Annotated in this window: 14 protein-coding genes and 1 pseudogene; 14 read left to right on the top strand and 1 reads right to left on the bottom strand. The window is 65.7% G+C overall.

Annotation, left to right across the window (positions count from 1 at the left end; all coding sequences use genetic code 11):
* Nucleotides 1-515: PPE family protein (locus tag BN972_RS30155; protein WP_080696693.1), on the bottom strand; the 515-nt coding region annotated here is incomplete at its 3' end.
* Between the two features lie 321 nt (nt 516-836).
* Here BN972_RS30155 and BN972_RS04950 point away from each other — a divergent pair.
* From BN972_RS04950 to nuoN, 14 genes and pseudogenes are all read left to right on the top strand, one after another.
* A complete protein-coding gene (locus tag BN972_RS04950) occupies nt 837-1,214 on the top strand; it encodes an NADH-quinone oxidoreductase subunit A (RefSeq protein ID WP_036356561.1) in 378 nt (125 codons plus the stop codon).
* An 8-nt stretch (nt 1,215-1,222) separates the two neighbouring features.
* A complete protein-coding gene (locus BN972_RS04945; protein WP_036353559.1) occupies nt 1,223-1,777 on the top strand; it encodes a NuoB/complex I 20 kDa subunit family protein in 555 nt (184 codons plus the stop codon).
* On the top strand, nt 1,774-2,502 hold the full coding sequence (locus BN972_RS04940; RefSeq protein ID WP_036353556.1) for an NADH-quinone oxidoreductase subunit C: 729 nt from the start codon (nt 1,774-1,776) through the stop codon (nt 2,500-2,502). Before BN972_RS04945 ends, BN972_RS04940 begins: the two co-directional genes overlap by 4 nt.
* Nucleotides 2,502-3,833, top strand: a complete 1,332-nt coding sequence (gene nuoD, locus BN972_RS04935; protein WP_036353553.1) for an NADH dehydrogenase (quinone) subunit D — start codon at nt 2,502-2,504, stop codon at nt 3,831-3,833. The genes BN972_RS04940 and nuoD overlap by 1 nt, the downstream gene beginning before the upstream one ends.
* Nucleotides 3,830-4,606, top strand: a complete 777-nt coding sequence (gene nuoE, locus BN972_RS04930; RefSeq protein WP_036353550.1) for an NADH-quinone oxidoreductase subunit NuoE — start codon at nt 3,830-3,832, stop codon at nt 4,604-4,606. Before nuoD ends, nuoE begins: the two co-directional genes overlap by 4 nt.
* Nucleotides 4,599-5,930 carry an NADH-quinone oxidoreductase subunit NuoF gene (nuoF, locus tag BN972_RS04925; RefSeq protein WP_036353547.1) on the top strand — a complete coding sequence of 444 codons (1,332 nt, stop codon included), beginning with the start codon at nt 4,599-4,601 and terminating at the stop codon, nt 5,928-5,930. Before nuoE ends, nuoF begins: the two co-directional genes overlap by 8 nt.
* Nucleotides 5,927-8,341, top strand: coding sequence for an NADH-quinone oxidoreductase subunit G (locus BN972_RS04920; protein ID WP_036353545.1), 2,415 nt, complete (start codon nt 5,927-5,929; stop codon nt 8,339-8,341). The genes nuoF and BN972_RS04920 overlap by 4 nt, the downstream gene beginning before the upstream one ends.
* Nucleotides 8,342-8,346: 5 nt before the next feature.
* A complete protein-coding gene (gene nuoH / locus BN972_RS04915; RefSeq protein ID WP_099051052.1) occupies nt 8,347-9,600 on the top strand; it encodes an NADH-quinone oxidoreductase subunit NuoH in 1,254 nt (417 codons plus the stop codon).
* Nucleotides 9,584-10,138: pseudogene (nuoI, locus tag BN972_RS04910) on the top strand (NADH-quinone oxidoreductase subunit NuoI); the annotation flags it as partial. The gene nuoH and the pseudogene nuoI, both read left to right, overlap by 17 nt.
* On the top strand, nt 10,135-10,923 hold the full coding sequence (locus BN972_RS04905) for an NADH-quinone oxidoreductase subunit J (protein WP_036353536.1): 789 nt from the start codon (nt 10,135-10,137) through the stop codon (nt 10,921-10,923). The pseudogene nuoI and the gene BN972_RS04905, both read left to right, overlap by 4 nt.
* Nucleotides 10,920-11,219: an NADH-quinone oxidoreductase subunit NuoK gene (gene nuoK, locus BN972_RS04900; protein WP_036353533.1), complete on the top strand. Its 300-nt coding sequence runs from the start codon at nt 10,920-10,922 to the stop codon at nt 11,217-11,219. The genes BN972_RS04905 and nuoK overlap by 4 nt, the downstream gene beginning before the upstream one ends.
* Before the next feature lie 10 nt (nt 11,220-11,229).
* Nucleotides 11,230-13,119: an NADH-quinone oxidoreductase subunit L gene (nuoL, locus tag BN972_RS04895; RefSeq protein ID WP_036353530.1), complete on the top strand. Its 1,890-nt coding sequence runs from the start codon at nt 11,230-11,232 to the stop codon at nt 13,117-13,119.
* A complete protein-coding gene (locus BN972_RS04890) occupies nt 13,116-14,717 on the top strand; it encodes an NADH-quinone oxidoreductase subunit M (RefSeq protein WP_099051051.1) in 1,602 nt (533 codons plus the stop codon). Before nuoL ends, BN972_RS04890 begins: the two co-directional genes overlap by 4 nt.
* The gene (nuoN, locus tag BN972_RS04885) at nt 14,714-16,279 is read left to right on the top strand and encodes an NADH-quinone oxidoreductase subunit NuoN (RefSeq protein ID WP_036353524.1); all 1,566 of its coding nucleotides are present in this window, start codon (nt 14,714-14,716) and stop codon (nt 16,277-16,279) included. Before BN972_RS04890 ends, nuoN begins: the two co-directional genes overlap by 4 nt.
* The last annotated feature ends 14 nt before the right edge of the window (nt 16,280-16,293 follow it).

The following is a 16,293-nucleotide window of genomic DNA, read 5'->3' as shown; positions in this document are numbered from 1 at the left end:
AACACGCTCTGCCACGGCACCACCTGCGCGGCGGCGGCGGCCGCGTTCGCGTAATAGCCCGCCATCGCCGATACGTCCGCGGCCCACATTTCCTCATAGATGCTCTCGGCCAGCGCAATCAGTGGCGCATTCTGACCGAACAGATTCGACATGACCAGTTGCACGAATGCGTTGCGGTTGGCGTCGACCGCACCCGGATGAACGGTGGCCGCTCGGGCCGCTTCGAACGCGCTGACCACCGCGCGCGCCTGCCCAGCCGCCCCGAAGGACTGCGACGCGGCCGCGCTCAGCCAGCCCGCGTATGGAGCCGCCGCCGCAGCCATCGCTTGAGCCGCCGGGCCCTGCCAAGCCTGGCTCGCCAACGTGGAGATCACTGATCCGAACGCCTCGGCGGCAGTCCCCAGCTCCGCGGCGAGCCCATCCCAGGCTGCGGCTGCCTCCAGCATCGGGGCGCTACCCGCACCTAGGAACATGCGCAGGGAATTGATCTCTGGCGGCAGCGTAAAGAAACTCACAACCCTGTCCTCCCAGATCGGCTGGCGCGTCCGCGCTGACCTCGCAAGATCCGCGCAGTTACCCACGCTAAGAGTAACAACAAGCGCTCCGCCCGTCTGGCCGTCGCACGGATCACATGATATTTCTCCCGCGGCCACCGTTTGCCACGTGCTTCGCGTCCCTAACCATCCCCGGTGTCTATGAGCTTGACCCCGGGCATGTGGTCCGGCCGTCGCGCGACTATGTTGAAGGTCACTGTGGCGGCCCACAAGCCCGGTCCGTCACACAGCCCGGTCACCGCCTGGCCGCTGCTGGCGGCCCATACGACGGAGCAGAGCGAGTTGAACGTCTACATACCCATATTGGTGCTTGCCGGCATTGCTGCAGCCTTTGCCGTGGGCTCGGTGATCCTGGCGAGCATCACGGGCCCGACCCGGTTCAACCGGGCGAAGCTGGAGGCCTACGAATGTGGGATAGAACCCACTGAAACCGGGTTCAGCGGCCCGAAGGCCCCAAGCGGGCAGCGCTTCCCGGTGAAGTATTACCTGACCGCAATGTTATTCATCGTTTTCGACATCGAAATTGTGTTCCTCTATCCGTGGGCGGTCAGTTTCGACTACCTCGGAACGTTCGCGCTTGTCGAGATGGTCATATTCATGCTCACGGTGTTCGTGGCCTACGCATACGTGTGGCGCCGCGGTGGCCTGACATGGGATTGAGGTAGGACGTGGGACTGGAAGAACAGCTGCCCGGCGGAATTCTGCTGTCGACGGTCGAGAAGGTTGCGGGCTATGTGCGTAAGAACTCGCTGTGGCCGGCGACCTTTGGCTTGGCCTGCTGCGCAATCGAGATGATGGCGACGGCGGGCCCGAGGTTCGACATCGCCCGATTCGGAATGGAGCGGTTCTCGGCGACGCCGCGACAGGCGGACCTGATGATCGTCGCGGGCCGGGTCAGCCAGAAGATGGCGCCGGTACTGCGGCAGATCTACGACCAGATGGCTGAACCGAAATGGGTTCTGGCGATGGGCGTGTGCGCCTCCTCCGGCGGAATGTTCAACAACTACGCGATCGTGCAGGGCGTCGACCACGTGGTGCCGGTGGACATCTACTTGCCTGGCTGCCCACCGCGGCCCGAGATGCTGCTGTACGCAATCCTGAAGCTGCACGAGAAGATTCAGGAGATGCCGCTGGGCGTCAACCGGGAACGCGCCATCGCCGAGGCGGAGGAAGCGGCCATGGCCGCCCGCCCCACCATCGAGATGCGCGGTCTGCTGCGATGAGTTCACCGGACAAAGACCCGCAGGGTGCGACCCTGACCCCGGGGGCGGACGTCCCACCCGAAGGCCAGGAAGTGATCAGCGTCCGCCGCGGCATGTTCGGTGTTCGCGGCACCGGGGACACCTCCGGCTACGGGCGGCTGGTGCGCGAGATCGCGCTGCCCGGCGAGAGTCCGCGGCCCTACGGCAGCTACTTCGACGACATCGCCGACCGGCTGGCCGAGGCATTGGACCGGGAGGGCATCGACTTCAACGAGGCGATCGAGAAAGTTGTGGTCTACCGCGACGAACTGAGCCTGCATGTGCGTCGAGACTTGCTACCGCAGGTCGCCCAGCGGCTGCGCGACGAACCCGAGCTGCGGTTCGAGTTGTGCCTGGGTGTCAGCGGCGTGCATTACCCGAACGAGACCGGGCGCGAACTGCATGCCGTATACCCACTGCGGTCGATCACCCACAATCGCCGGGTGCGGCTGGAAGTGTCTGCGCCAGACAGCGACCCGCACATCCCCTCGCTGTTCAACGTCTACCCGACCAACGACTGGCACGAGCGGGAGACCTACGACTTTTTCGGGATCGTCTTCGACGGACATCCGTCGCTGACCCGGATTGAAATGCCCGACGACTGGCAGGGCCACCCACAGCGCAAGGACTACCCGCTGGGCGGTATCCCGGTCGAGTACAAGGGCGCGCAGATTCCCCCACCCGATGAGCGCAGGGGCTATAACTGATGAGCACATCCACCAGCACGGCGCACGACGGCGCCGGCGCTCCAGAGACGCTTGTGGTTGCCGGCGGCCAGGACTGGGACAAGGTCGTCGACGCCGCCCGCAACGCCGACCCCGGTGAGCGCATCGTCGTGAACATGGGGCCGCAACACCCCTCCACCCACGGTGTGTTGCGGCTGATCCTGGAGATCGAGGGCGAGACGGTCACCGAAGTACGCTGCGGAATCGGCTACCTGCACACCGGCATCGAGAAGAACCTCGAGTATCGGTACTGGACTCAGGGCGTCACGTTCGTCACCCGGATGGATTACCTGGCACCGTTTTTCAACGAGACGGCGTACTGCCTCGGCGTGGAGAAACTGCTCGGCATCACCGATGAGATCCCGGAGCGGGTCAACGTTATCCGGGTGATGATGATGGAGCTCAACCGGATTTCTTCACACCTGGTCGCGCTGGCCACCGGCGGCATGGAACTGGGTGCCATGACACCGATGTTCGTGGGCTTCCGCGCCCGCGAGATCGTCCTGACCCTGTTCGAGAAGATCACCGGCCTGCGGATGAACAGCGCCTACATCCGTCCCGGCGGACTGGCCCAGGACCTGCCACCCAACGGGGTCGACGATATCGCCGCAGCGTTGAAGGAGCTGCGGGTTCCGTTGCGTCAGATGGGCGAACTGCTCAACGAGAACGCGATCTGGAAGGCCCGCACCGAGGGTGTCGGATACCTGGACCTGACCGGTTGCATGGCGCTGGGCATCACTGGCCCCATCCTGCGCGCCACCGGCCTGCCGCACGACCTGCGCAAGAGCGAACCCTACTGCGGCTACGAGAACTACGAGTTCGACGTCATAACCGATGACAATTGTGATGCCTACGGGCGGTACATCATTCGGGTCAAAGAGATGTGGGAGTCGATCAAGATCATCGAACAGTGTTTGGACAAGTTGCGGCCGGGCCCGACCATGGTCGAGGACCGCAAAATTGCTTGGCCCGCTGACCTTTACGTGGGCCCCGACGGCATGGGTAACTCGCCGGAGCACATCGCCAAGATCATGGGCAGCTCGATGGAAGCGCTGATTCACCACTTCAAGCTGGTTACCGAGGGCATCCGGGTCCCGGCCGGTCAGGTTTACGTGTCGGTCGAGTCGCCCCGCGGGGAGCTCGGCGTGCACATGGTCAGTGATGGTGGCACCCGCCCCTACCGCGTGCACTACCGGGACCCCTCTTTCACCAATCTGCAATCGGTCGCGGCGATGTGCGAGGGTGGCATGGTCGCCGACCTGATCACCGCGGTCGCCAGCATCGATCCGGTCATGGGCGGAGTGGACCGATGACCGTTCCGAAAGTCGGTAGCAGCAACGGAGAGCGGGTCTTCCTGCGACTCGGTCCCCCGCCCGAGGAGCCCAACCAGTTCGTGGTCGAGGGTGCGCCGCAGTCGTATCCGGCCGAGGTGCGGGCCCGGCTCGAAGTCGAGGCCAAGGAGATCATCGCCAAATACCCCAACAGCCGTTCGGCGCTGCTGCCATTGCTGCACCTGGTGCAGGGCGAGGACTCCTACCTCACCCCCGCCGGACTCGAATTCTGTTCCGAGCAACTGGGATTGACCGGTGCCGAGGTCTCCGCGGTGGCCAGCTTCTACACGATGTACCGGCGCGGACCCACCGGCGACTACCTGGTCGGCGTGTGCACCAACACGCTGTGCGCGGTGATGGGCGGCGACGCGATATTCACCGACCTCAAGCAATATTTGGGAATCGGGAACGACGAGACCACCGAAGACGGCACGGTCACCCTGCAGCACATCGAGTGCAATGCGGCCTGTGACTACGCGCCCGTGGTGATGGTCAACTGGGAGTTCTACGACAACCAGACTCCCGCGTCGGCCCGCGAACTCGTCGACTCGCTGCGGTCTGGCGAGCCGTTGTCCCCCACCCGAGGCGCCCCACTGTGCAAGTTCCGGGAAACGTCGCGCATTCTGGCCGGCCTGCCCGACCAGCGCCCCGACGAAGGCCAGGGCGGTGCCGGTGCAGCCACGCTGGCCGGACTGCGGGTGGCCAAGGAGAACGGAATGCAGGCACCCGAAGCCCCAGGGACCACCGATGACTAGCGCCCCCGCCACCCCACTGACACCGGTCATCAGCCGCTACTGGGATGACCCCGAATCGTGGTCGCTGGCGACCTACGAACGCTACGACGGCTACCGGGCCATGAAGAAGGCCCTGACCATGAAACCCGACGACGTGATCGGCACGGTCAAGGACTCCGGGCTGCGCGGCCGGGGTGGTGCCGGCTTCTCCACCGGGACCAAGTGGTCGTTCATCCCCCAGGGCGACACCGGGCCGGCGGCCAAACCGCATTATCTGGTGGTCAACGCCGATGAGTCCGAACCCGGTACGTGCAAAGACATTCCGTTGATGCTGGCGACACCGCATGTGCTCGTCGAGGGCGTCATCATCGCGTCCTATGCGATCCGGGCCAGCCATGCCTTCATCTACGTGCGTGGTGAGGTGGTGCCGGTGCTGCGTCGGCTGCAGAACGCCGTCGCCGAGGCTTACGCCGCCGGCTACCTGGGCCGCGACATCGGCGGCTCCGGCTTCAACCTGGAGCTGGTGGTGCACGCGGGTGCCGGGGCATACATCTGCGGCGAGGAGACCGCGCTGCTCGACTCGCTGGAGGGCCGCCGGGGCCAGCCGCGGCTGCGGCCGCCCTTCCCGGCCGTCGCGGGCCTCTACGGCTGCCCCACGGTGATCAACAACGTGGAGACGATCGCCAGTGTCCCGTCGATCATCCTCAACGGTGTCGACTGGTTCCGTTCCATGGGCAGCGAGAAATCGCCTGGCTTCACGCTGTATTCGTTGTCCGGGCACGTCACCAACCCCGGGCAGTACGAGGCCCCGCTGGGCATCACGCTGCGCGAGTTGCTCGACTACGCCGGCGGCGTCCGGGCCGGCCACAAGCTGAAGTTCTGGACACCGGGCGGGTCCTCCACCCCGCTGCTGACCGACGAACACCTCGATGTGCCGCTGGACTACGAGGGCGTCGGCGGCGTCGGCTCGATGCTGGGCACCAAAGCGCTCGAGATCTTCGACGAAACCACCTGTGTGGTGCGGGCGGTGCGGCGCTGGACCGAGTTCTACAAGCACGAATCGTGCGGCAAGTGCACTCCGTGCCGGGAGGGCACCTTCTGGCTGGACAAGATCTACGAGCGGCTGGAAACCGGCCGGGGCACCCGGGAAGACCTCGACAAATTGCTGGACATCTCGGACGCGATTCTCGGAAAGTCGTTCTGCGCGTTGGGTGACGGTGCCGCCAGCCCGGTGATGTCGTCGATCCAGCACTTCCGAGACGAATACATCGCCCACGTCGAATCGGGCGGCTGCCCGTTCGACCCCCGAGACTCCATGCTGACGTTGGACGGAGTGAAAGCGTGACCCAGACAGCTGACGCTGAGAACCGCTTGGCTCAGCCCGAGATGGTGTCGCTGACCATCGACGGAGTCGAGATCAGCGTTCCCAAGGGCACTTTGGTCATCCGCGCCGCCGAGTTGATGGGCATCCAGATCCCCCGGTTCTGCGACCACCCGCTGCTCGACCCGGTCGGCGCCTGCCGGCAGTGCCTGGTCGAGGTGGAGGGCCAGCGCAAGCCGCTGGCATCCTGCACCACCGTGTGCACCGACGACATGGTGGTGCGAACCCAGCTCACCTCGGCGGCCGCGGACAAGGCCCAGCACGGCGTGATGGAACTGCTGCTGATCAACCACCCGTTGGACTGCCCGATGTGCGACAAGGGCGGCGAATGCCCCCTACAGAACCAGGCAATGTCCAACGGCCGCGCCGAATCTCGCTTCACCGACCCCAAGCGCACCTTCGCCAAGCCGATCAACATCTCCTCGCAGGTACTGCTGGACCGGGAGCGTTGCATCCTTTGCGCCCGCTGCACCCGGTTCGCCAACCAAATCGCCGGCGACACGTTCATCGACATGCAGGAGCGGGGCGCGCTGCAGCAGGTCGGCATCTATGCCAACGAGCCCTTCGAGTCCTACTTCTCCGGCAACACCGTCCAGGTCTGCCCGGTAGGCGCGCTGACGGGCACCGCGTACCGATTCCGGGCCCGGCCGTTCGACCTGGTGTCCAGCCCGAGTGTGTGCGAGCACTGTGCGTCCGGATGTGCGCAGCGCACCGACCACCGCCGCGGCAAGGTGACGCGCCGACTGGCCGGTGATGACCCCGAGGTCAACGAGGAGTGGAACTGCGACAAGGGCCGGTGGGCCTTCACCTACGCGACCCAGCCGGATGTGATCACCACGCCTCTGATCCGGGACTCGGCCGGCGAGCTGGCGCCGGCGTCGTGGGCGCACGCGATCGTGGCGGCGACGCAGGGACTCGAGGCGGCCCGCGGACGCACCGGCGTGCTGGTTGGTGGCCGGGTCACCTGGGAGGACGCCTACGCTTACGCCAAGTTTGCCCGAATTGTGCTGGACACCAACGACATCGACTTCCGGGCCCGTCCCTCCTCGGCCGAGGAGGCCGATTTCCTGGCGGCACGCATTGCCGGTCGCCCGGTCAGCGTCAGCTACTCCGACCTGGAGACGGCGCCGGTCGTCCTGCTGGTCGGCTTCGAGCCGGAAGAGGAATCGCCGATCGTTTTCCTGCGGCTGCGCAAGGCCGCACGCAAGAACAACCTTCCGGTGTATGCGATCGCTCCGTTCGCAAGTCGTGGGCTGACGAAGATGTCCGGCCGGTTGCTGCAGACCGCTCCGGGTGCCGAGCCGTCCACATTGGACGGGCTGGCGACCGGGGAAATCGGGGACCTGCTCAGCACCCCGGGCGCGGTGATCATGGTCGGCGAACGCCTGGCCACGGTGCCCGGCGGCTTCTCCGCCGCGGCGAGGCTGGCCGACACCACCGGGGCACGGTTGACCTGGGTGCCGCGACGCGCCGGCGAGCGCGGTGCACTGGAAGCAGGTGCCCTGCCGGGGCTGTTGCCCGGTGGCCGTCCCGCCGCCGACGAGGCGGCTCGCTCGCAGGTCGCCGCGGCGTGGCACGTCGACGAATTGCCTACTGCGGCAGGACGTGACACGGACGGCATCCTGGCCGCGGCCATCGACGGAACGCTCGGCGCGCTGCTGGTCGGCGGCATCGAACCCGGCGACTTCGCCGATCCGGACGCGGTGCTGGCCGCGCTGGACACCGCGCCGTTCGTGGTCAGCCTCGAACTGCGGCACAGCGCTGTCACCGAGCGGGCCGACGTGGTGTTCCCGGTTGCGCCCACCACGCAGAAGTCGGGCGCTTTCGTCAACTGGGAGGGCCGCTATCGCGGCTTCGAACCCGCTTTTCATGGCACCACCCTGCAGGCCAGCCAGTCCGACCACCGCGTGCTCGACACGCTGGCCGACGAGATGGGCGTGTATCTGGGTTGCGCCTCAGTCGAATCCGCCCGCGAGGAGCTTTCGGCCTTGGGCACCTGGGACGGCAAACACCCGGCCGGCCCGACGGCCGAGGCGGCGGCGCCGGCCAAACCGGGCGCCGGTGAGGCGGTGCTGACCGGCTGGCGGTTGCTGCTGGACGCCGGTCGCGGACAGGACGGTGAACCGCACCTGGCCGGCACCGCACGCAAGCCCGAAGTGCGGTTGTCGGCGAACACCGCCGCCGAGATCGGCGCCGCCCACGGTGATCCCGTCACGGTCAGCACCGACCGCGGCTCGATCACCCTGCCGCTCAACGTCACCGATATGCCCGACCGGGTGGTGTGGTTGCCGATCAACTCGCCGGGTTCGGCGGTGCATCAAGATCTTGGCGTCATACTGGGTGCCGTCGTGAATATCGGGGTGGGTGCCAAATGAACGGCTTGACCGCTTTCGGGCACGACGCTTGGTGGCTGGTGTTGGGCAAGGCCCTGGCCATCTTCGTTTACCTGGTGCTGACGGTGCTGGTGGCGATCCTGATCGAACGAAAGTTGCTGGGCCGCATGCAACTACGTCCCGGGCCCAACCGGGCCGGGCCGAAGGGACTGCTGCAGAGTCTGGCCGACGGCGTCAAGCTGGCACTGAAAGAGAGCATCACACCCAAGGGCATCGACTGGTTCGTCTACTTCGCGGCACCGGCCATCTCGGCAATTCCCGCCTTCACCGCCTTCGCGTTCATCCCGTTCGGCCCCGAGGTTTCGGTGTTCGGCCACTGGACTCCGTTGCAGCTCACCGACCTCCCGGTCGCGGTGCTGTTCATCCTGGGTCTGTCGGCGATCGGCGTGTACGGCATCGTGCTGGGCGGTTGGGCGTCGGGATCCACCTACCCGCTGCTCGGCGGCGTGCGCTCGACCGCCCAGGTCATCTCCTATGAGGTGGCAATGGGGCTGTCGTTCGCGGCGGTGTTCCTCTACGCCGGCACCATGTCGACGTCGCAGATCGTGGCCGCGCAGGACCGCGTCTGGTACATCTTCCTGCTGCTGCCGTCCTTCTTGACGTACCTGATCTCCATGGTCGGTGAGACCAACCGGGCGCCGTTCGACCTGCCCGAAGCTGAGGGCGAGTTGGTGGCCGGCTTCCACACCGAGTACTCGTCGCTGAAGTTCGCCATCTTCATGCTCGCCGAATACGTGAACATGACCACGGTTTCGGCGCTGGCGGCCACGATGTTCCTGGGCGGTTGGCACGCCCCGTGGCCGCTGAACCTGTGGGACGGCGCCAACAGCGGTTGGTGGCCCGTGCTGTGGTTCACCGGCAAGGTGTGGATGTTCCTGTTCATCTACTTCTGGCTGCGGGCCACGCTCCCCCGTTTCCGCTACGACCAGTTCATGGCGCTGGGCTGGAAGCTGCTGATCCCGGTTTCGTTGGCGTGGATCATGATCGCGGGCACCGTGCGCTGGCTGCGCAACCAGGGCTACCCCCACTGGACCACGGTGCTGGTGATTTGCAGCCTGGTGGTGGCGGTCGTGCTGATCGCGACGCTGCGCAAACCGTTCAGTGTGCCCAAACGCCAGAAACAGCGTGTCGAAAAGCCCGTCGGCGCAAGCGATCCGCAACCGGCATTCCCGACACCACCGCTGCCGATGAAGACCCTCGAACGGCCCGTTGGTGCGAGCAAGGAGAAGGCACGTGGCTAAATTCCTGGACCCCATCGCCGGATTCGGCGTCACGTTCGGTTCGATGTTCAAGAAGACCATCACCGAGGAGTATCCGGAGAAGCCCGGCCCGGTGGCGCCCCGCTACCACGGCCGCCATCAGCTGAACCGCTATCCCGACGGGCTGGAAAAGTGCATCGGCTGCGAGCTGTGCGCCTGGTCCTGCCCCGCCGACGCGATCTACGTCGAGGGCGCCGACAACACCGAGGAAGCGCGGTACTCGCCGGGTGAACGCTACGGCCGGGTTTACCAGATCAACTACCTGCGCTGCATCGGTTGCGGCCTGTGCATCGAAGCCTGCCCCACCCGCGCCCTGACGATGACCAACGACTACGAACTGGCCGACGACAACCGCGCCGACCTGATCTACGAGAAGGATCGGTTGCTGGCGCCGCTGGAGCCGGGGATGACGGAACCGCCGCACCCCAGGGCCGAAGGTGCCACCGACAAGGATTACTACCTGGGCAACGTCACCGCTGACGGGGTGCGGCAAAGTCAGGAAGCCGGGGACCCCCGGTGAGCGTGATACTCGCCTCCAATCTGGCTCCGGAGCTCATCACCCGTACCTCCACCGGTGAAGCGGTGATGTTCTGGGTGCTCGGCGCGTTGGCGTTGGTCGGAGCGTTGGGCGTGGTGCTGGCCGTCAACGCCGTCTACTCGGCGATGTACCTGGCCATGACGATGCTGATCCTGGCGGTCTTCTACATCGCCCAGGACGCACTTTTCCTCGGTGTCGTTCAAGTCGTGGTCTATACCGGCGCGGTGATGATGCTGTTCCTGTTCGTGCTGATGCTGATCGGCGTGGACTCGGCGGAATCGCTGAAGGAGACGCTGCGCGGACAACGGGTCGCCGGAGTGGTGACCGGCGTCGGCTTCGGCATTCTGCTGATCGGCGGGATCGGTAACGTCGCGACAGCGGGCTTCCACGGGCTGGACGGCGCCAACGCCGGCGGCAACGTGGAAGGCCTTGCCGCGCTGATCTTCACGCGCTACTTGTGGGCCTTCGAGCTGACCAGCGCGTTGCTGATCACCGCCGCGGTCGGCGCGATGATCCTGGCGCACCGGGAGCGGTTCGAGCGGCGCAAGACCCAGCGCGAACTTTCCCAGGAACGCTTCCGTCCCGGCGGGCACCCCACCCCGCTGCCCAGCCCGGGTGTCTATGCGCGCCACAACGCCGTCGACGTCGCCGCTCTGCTGCCCGACGGTTCGTACTCCGAACTGTCGGTTTCGCGCATCCTGCGCACCCGCGGCGCCGACGGCCTCGAGACACCGTCGCCCGAATCGGTCAAGGGAGGTGCGTCATGAATCCGGCCAACTACCTTTATCTTTCGGCATTACTGTTCACCATCGGAGCGGCCGGCGTGCTGCTGCGGCGCAACGCGATTGTCATGTTCATGTGTGTGGAGCTGATGCTCAACGCGGTGAACCTGGCGTTCGTCACGTTCGCCCGCCTACACGGCAAGCTGGACGGGCAAATGATCGCGTTCTTCACGATGGTGGTCGCCGCCTGCGAGGTAGTGATCGGCCTGGCGATCATCATGACGATTTTCCGTACCCGCAAATCGGCGTCGGTCGACGACGCGAATCTACTCAAAGGCTGAGAACGCCAAGATGATTCATTACACCTGGCTGCTCGTGGCACTGCCACTGGCGGGGGCCGCAATCCTGCTGTTCGGCGGTCGACGCACCGAGGCGTGGGGTCATTGGCTGGGTACCCTGGCCGCCCTGTCGGCCTTCGGCGTGGGCGTGACGCTGCTGACCGATCTGTTGAGCCGGCCTGCCGAGGACCGCACCATCAGCCAGACGGTGTTCAGCTGGATACCGGTCGGCGGCTTGCAGGTCGACTTCGGCCTGCAAATCGACCAGCTGTCCATGTGTTTCGTGCTGCTGATCTCCGGCGTCGGGTCGTTGATCCACATCTATTCGATCGCCTACATGGCCGAGGACGAAGACCGCCGTAGGTTTTTCGGCTACCTCAACCTGTTCCTGGCCTCGATGCTGCTGCTGGTGGTTGCGGACAACTATGTGCTGCTCTACGTCGGCTGGGAGGGCGTCGGCCTGGCGTCCTACCTGCTGATCGGGTTCTGGTACCACAAGCCCTCGGCCGCCACCGCGGCCAAGAAGGCTTTCGTGATGAACCGGGTCGGGGACGCCGGATTGGCGTTGGCGATGTTCCTGATGTTCAGCACGTTCGGCACGGTGTCCTACAGCGGGGTGTTCGCCGGTGCGCCGGCCGCCAGTCAGTCCGTGCTGAACGTGACGGGGTTGCTGTTGCTGCTGGGCGCTTGCGCCAAGTCGGCCCAGGTGCCGCTGCAGGCCTGGTTGGGTGACGCGATGGAAGGCCCCACCCCGGTGTCGGCGCTGATCCACGCGGCGACCATGGTGACCGCGGGTGTCTACCTGATCGTGCGGTCCAACCCGCTGTACAACCTGGCCCCGGACGCGCAACTGGGCGTGGTGATCGTCGGCGCCGTCACGTTGATGCTCGGGGCTTTCATCGGCTGCGCCAAGGACGACATCAAGCGCGCACTGGCCGCATCCACCATGAGCCAGATCGGCTACATGGTGCTGGCCGCGGGCCTGGGCCCGGCCGGCTACGCCTTCGCGATCATGCACCTGCTCACCCACGGCTTCTTCAAGGCCGGCCTGTTCCTCGGGTCCGGGTCGATCATCCACGCCATGCACGAGGAACAGGACATGCGTCGTTACGGTGGCCTGCGCGCGGCGCTGCCCATCACGTTCGTAACGTTCGGCTTGGGATACCTGGCGATCATCGGCGTCCCGCCGTTCGCCGGCTTCTTCTCCAAGGACGCGATCATCGAGGCGGCGCTGGGGTCCGGCGGCATCCGCGGTTACATCCTCGGCGGGGCGGCACTGTTGGGCGCGGGCATCACCGCGTTCTACATGACGCGGGTGATGCTGATGACGTTCTTCGGTAAGAAGCGTTGGGCCCCAGGACAGCATCCGCACGAGGCCCCCGCCCTGATGGCGTGGCCGATGATCCTGCTCGCAGTCGGGTCGGTGTTCTCCGGAGGTCTGTTCGCGATCGGCGGCACGCTGCAGCACTGGCTGGAACCGGTGGTCGGCGCGCATGAGGAAGCGGCCCATGCCGTGCCGGCCTGGGTCAGTACGTCACTCGCGCTTGGTGTGGTGGTCGTCGGTATCGCGGTGGCCTACCGGATGTATGGCGGCAAGGCCGAAATCCCGCGGGTGGCACCGTCTCAGGTATCGGTGCTCACGGCGGCCGCACGCGCCGACGGTTACGGCGACGCCTTCAACGAGGAGGTTTTCATGCGCCCCGGTGCGCAGCTGACGTACACGCTGGTCGGTGTCGACAACGCCGGCGTGGACGGCTCCGTCAACGCGCTCGCGGCTCTGGTGAGCCGGACCTCGAATCGGTTGCGAGGCATGCAAACCGGCTTCGCTCGCAATTACGCGTTGTCCATGCTGGTGGGTGCCGCTGTGGTGGCCGGTGCGCTGTTGGCGGTGAACCTGTGGTGACCGGCATCCCGTGGCTGACCGTCCTGTGGCTGGTGCCGCTGGCGGGATCGGTCTTGATCATTCTGCTGCCGCCGGGACTGCGCCAGGCAGTCAAATGGACCGGGGTGATGGTGAGCATCCTGACCCTGGCGGTGTCCCTGGTAGTCGCCGCCGGGTTCAAGCCGGGCGGGGACACTTACCAGTTCACCGAGAAGCATTCCTGGATCCCGTCTTTCGGCGCCGGATACACCCTCGGTGTGGACGGCATCGGCCTGATCCTGGTGCTGCTGACCACGGTGCTGATACCGCTGCTGCTGGTGGCCGGCTGGAACGACGGCGGGGATGCCGATGGCTCGTCAGGACGTGTGGGCCGCCCGCGCGGAGTGCACGCCTATGTGGCGCTGACGCTGGCGATCGAGTCGATGGTGCTGATCTCGGTGGTCGCCCTGGACGTGCTGCTGTTCTATGTCTTCTTCGAGGCGATGTTGATCCCGATGTACTTCCTGATCGGTGGGTTCGGTCAAGGCAGCGAGCGGTCGCGGGCGGCGGTGAAGTTCCTGCTGTACAACCTGTTCGGCGGTCTGATCATGCTGGCCGCGGTGATCGGCCTGTATGTGGTGACCACCCAGCACGGCGGGGGCACCTTCGATTTCGTCCGAATCGTGGAAGAGGTGCGCGCGGGACGCTACCGCGACGTGGACCCCGCGGTACTCAAGGCGCTGTTCCTGGGCTTCATGTTCGCCTTCGCGGTCAAGGCGCCGCTGTGGCCGTTCCACCGGTGGCTGCCCGACGCCTGCGTGGAGGCCACCCCAGCCACGGCGGTACTGATCACCGCTGTGATGGACAAAGTCGGCACGTTCGGCATGCTGCGCTACTGCCTGCAGCTGTTCCCCGACGCCTCAACGTATTTCCGGCCGGTGATCGTCACGCTGGCCATTATCGGGGTGATCTACGGTGCGATCGTCGCGATTGGTCAGACCGACATGATGCGCCTGATCGCCTACACCTCGATTTCGCACTTCGGGTTCATCATCGCCGGCATCTTCGTGATGACCACGCAGGGCCAGAGCGGTTCAACGCTGTACATGCTCAACCACGGCATCTCTACGGCCGCGGTGTTCCTGATCGCGGGCTTCCTGGTCTCACGTCGCGGCAGCCGGTTGATCGCTGACTACGGCGGCGTGCAGAAGGTCGCCCCAATCCTGGCCGGCACCTTCCTGGTGTCCTGTATGGCCACCCTGTCGCTACCCGGCCTCGCGCCCTTCGTCAGCGAATTCCTGGTGCTGCTGGGTACTTTCAACCGCTACTGGCTGGCGGCAGCCTGTGGGGTTACGGCCCTGGTGCTCGCCGCCATTTACATGCTCTGGCTCTACCAGCGGGTGATGACCGGCCCGGTGGCCAAGGACAACGAGAAGATCCGCGACCTGGTGCCGCGGGAAATGATCGTTGTTGCCCCGCTGATCGCACTGCTGCTGGTGCTCGGTGTTTATCCGAAGCCGGTGCTCGACCGGATCAATCCGTCGGTCGAACACACCATGAGCACCATCCGCCAGCAGGATCCCGCGCCGACAGTGCCCATAGGCGTGCGCCCGACAACGGCCGAAGGACCGCACCGATGATTGACAAACCCAACGTCGAGTACTTCCTGCTCTCCCCGATGTTCATTGTGTTCGGCGTAGCAGTGATCGGTGTGCTGGCCGAAGCGTTTCTGCCCCGCCGACTGCGCTACGGCGTGCAGGTCGGCCTCACCCTCGCCGGCTTTGTGGCGGCATTCGCCGCGGTGATCGTGGTGGCCAAGTCCGTTCCCGCCGCCGGTCAAGCCACCGTGCTCGGAGCGATCGCCGTGGACCGGCCTGCGCTGTTCCTACAGGGCACCGTGTTGCTGGTCGCCGTACTCGGAACGATCTTCATCGCCGAGCGTCGACACGTGGTCAGCAAAACGAAGGTGTTCGCGGGGCTGGATTCCTTTACGCCGCAAGCCTCTTCGACACCGGGCAGTGACATTGAGCGCGACGCCGAGCGCGTGGGTGCCGCCCAGACGGAACTCTTTCCGCTGCTGACACTTTCGGTCGGCGGCATGCTGGTGTTCCCCGCCTCCAATGACTTGTTGACGATGTTCGTGGCGCTGGAAGTCCTCTCCCTGCCGCTGTACCTGATGTGTGGCTTGGCCCGACACCGCCGGTTGCTGTCGCAGGAGGCAGCGCTGAAGTACTTCCTGCTGGGCGCGTTCTCGTCCGCGTTCTTCCTCTACGGTGTCGCGCTGCTCTACGGCGCGACCGGCACGCTGACTCTGCACTCCATCCGGGAGGCGCTGGCCGCGCAGAGTGACCGGTCCATGGCGCTGGTTGGAGTCGCACTGCTGGCGGTCGGCCTGCTGTTCAAGGTCGGTGCTGTCCCGTTCCATTCGTGGATTCCCGACGTGTACCAGGGGGCGCCCACCCCGATCACCGGGTTCATGGCTGCGGCCACCAAGGTGGCGGCATTCGGGGCGCTGGTGCGCGTCGTCTACGTGGCGTTGCCGCCGTTGCACGGCGACTGGCGCCCGGTGCTGTGGGGCATCTCGATCCTGACCATGACGGTAGGAACCATCACCGCGGTGAACCAGACCGATGTGAAACGGATGCTGGCCTATTCGTCGGTGGCGCACGTGGGCTTCATCCTCACCGGCGTGATCGCCGACAACTCGGCGGGCCTGTCGGCGACGTTGTTCTACTTGGTGGCTTACAGTTTCAGCACGGTCGGCGCGTTCGCGATTGTCGGTCTTATCCGCAATGCAGACGGGGTCGAAGACGCGTCGCTGGCCAACTGGGCCGGCCTGGGCCAGCGCAGTCCGATTGTGGGCGTGATGCTTTCGATGTTCCTGCTGGCGTTTGCGGGTATCCCGCTGACGAGTGGTTTCATCGCCAAATTTTCGGTGTTCAAGGCCGCCGCCGAAGGCGGTGCGGTGCCGCTGGTGATCATCGGTGTGATTTCCAGCGCGGTCGCGGCTTACTTCTACGTGCGGGTCATCGTGCTGATGTTCTTCACCGAGGGCACCGACGCCACCCCCCAGGTGGTGGCCCCCGGCGTGCTGAGCAAGGCGGCAATCGCGGTGTGCGCCTTGGTGACCGTGGTGTTGGGTATCGTGCCGCAGCCGGTGCTGGACCTGGCTGACCACGCGGCACAGTTACTGCAGCACTGACCGTCAGGGCTGGA

Source organism: Mycobacterium asiaticum DSM 44297, assembly GCF_000613245.1.
GTDB classification, from domain to species: Bacteria; Actinomycetota; Actinomycetes; order Mycobacteriales; family Mycobacteriaceae; genus Mycobacterium; species Mycobacterium asiaticum.
This window is presented reverse-complemented; position numbering and strand designations above follow the sequence as displayed.

Bases quoted from the DNA above. Each gene is read 5' to 3' on its own strand.
- BN972_RS04940 (WP_036353556.1), top strand. From the start codon at position 1,774: ATGAGTTCACCGGACAAAGACCCGCAGGGTGCGACCCTGACCCCGGGG.
- nuoD (WP_036353553.1), top strand. From the start codon at position 2,502: ATGAGCACATCCACCAGCACGGCGCACGACGGCGCCGGCGCTCCAGAG.
- nuoE (WP_036353550.1), top strand. From the start codon at position 3,830: ATGACCGTTCCGAAAGTCGGTAGCAGCAACGGAGAGCGGGTCTTCCTG.
- nuoF (WP_036353547.1), top strand. From the start codon at position 4,599: ATGACTAGCGCCCCCGCCACCCCACTGACACCGGTCATCAGCCGCTAC.
- nuoK (WP_036353533.1), top strand. From the start codon at position 10,920: ATGAATCCGGCCAACTACCTTTATCTTTCGGCATTACTGTTCACCATC.
- nuoL (WP_036353530.1), top strand. From the start codon at position 11,230: ATGATTCATTACACCTGGCTGCTCGTGGCACTGCCACTGGCGGGGGCC.
- nuoN (WP_036353524.1), top strand. From the start codon at position 14,714: ATGATTGACAAACCCAACGTCGAGTACTTCCTGCTCTCCCCGATGTTC.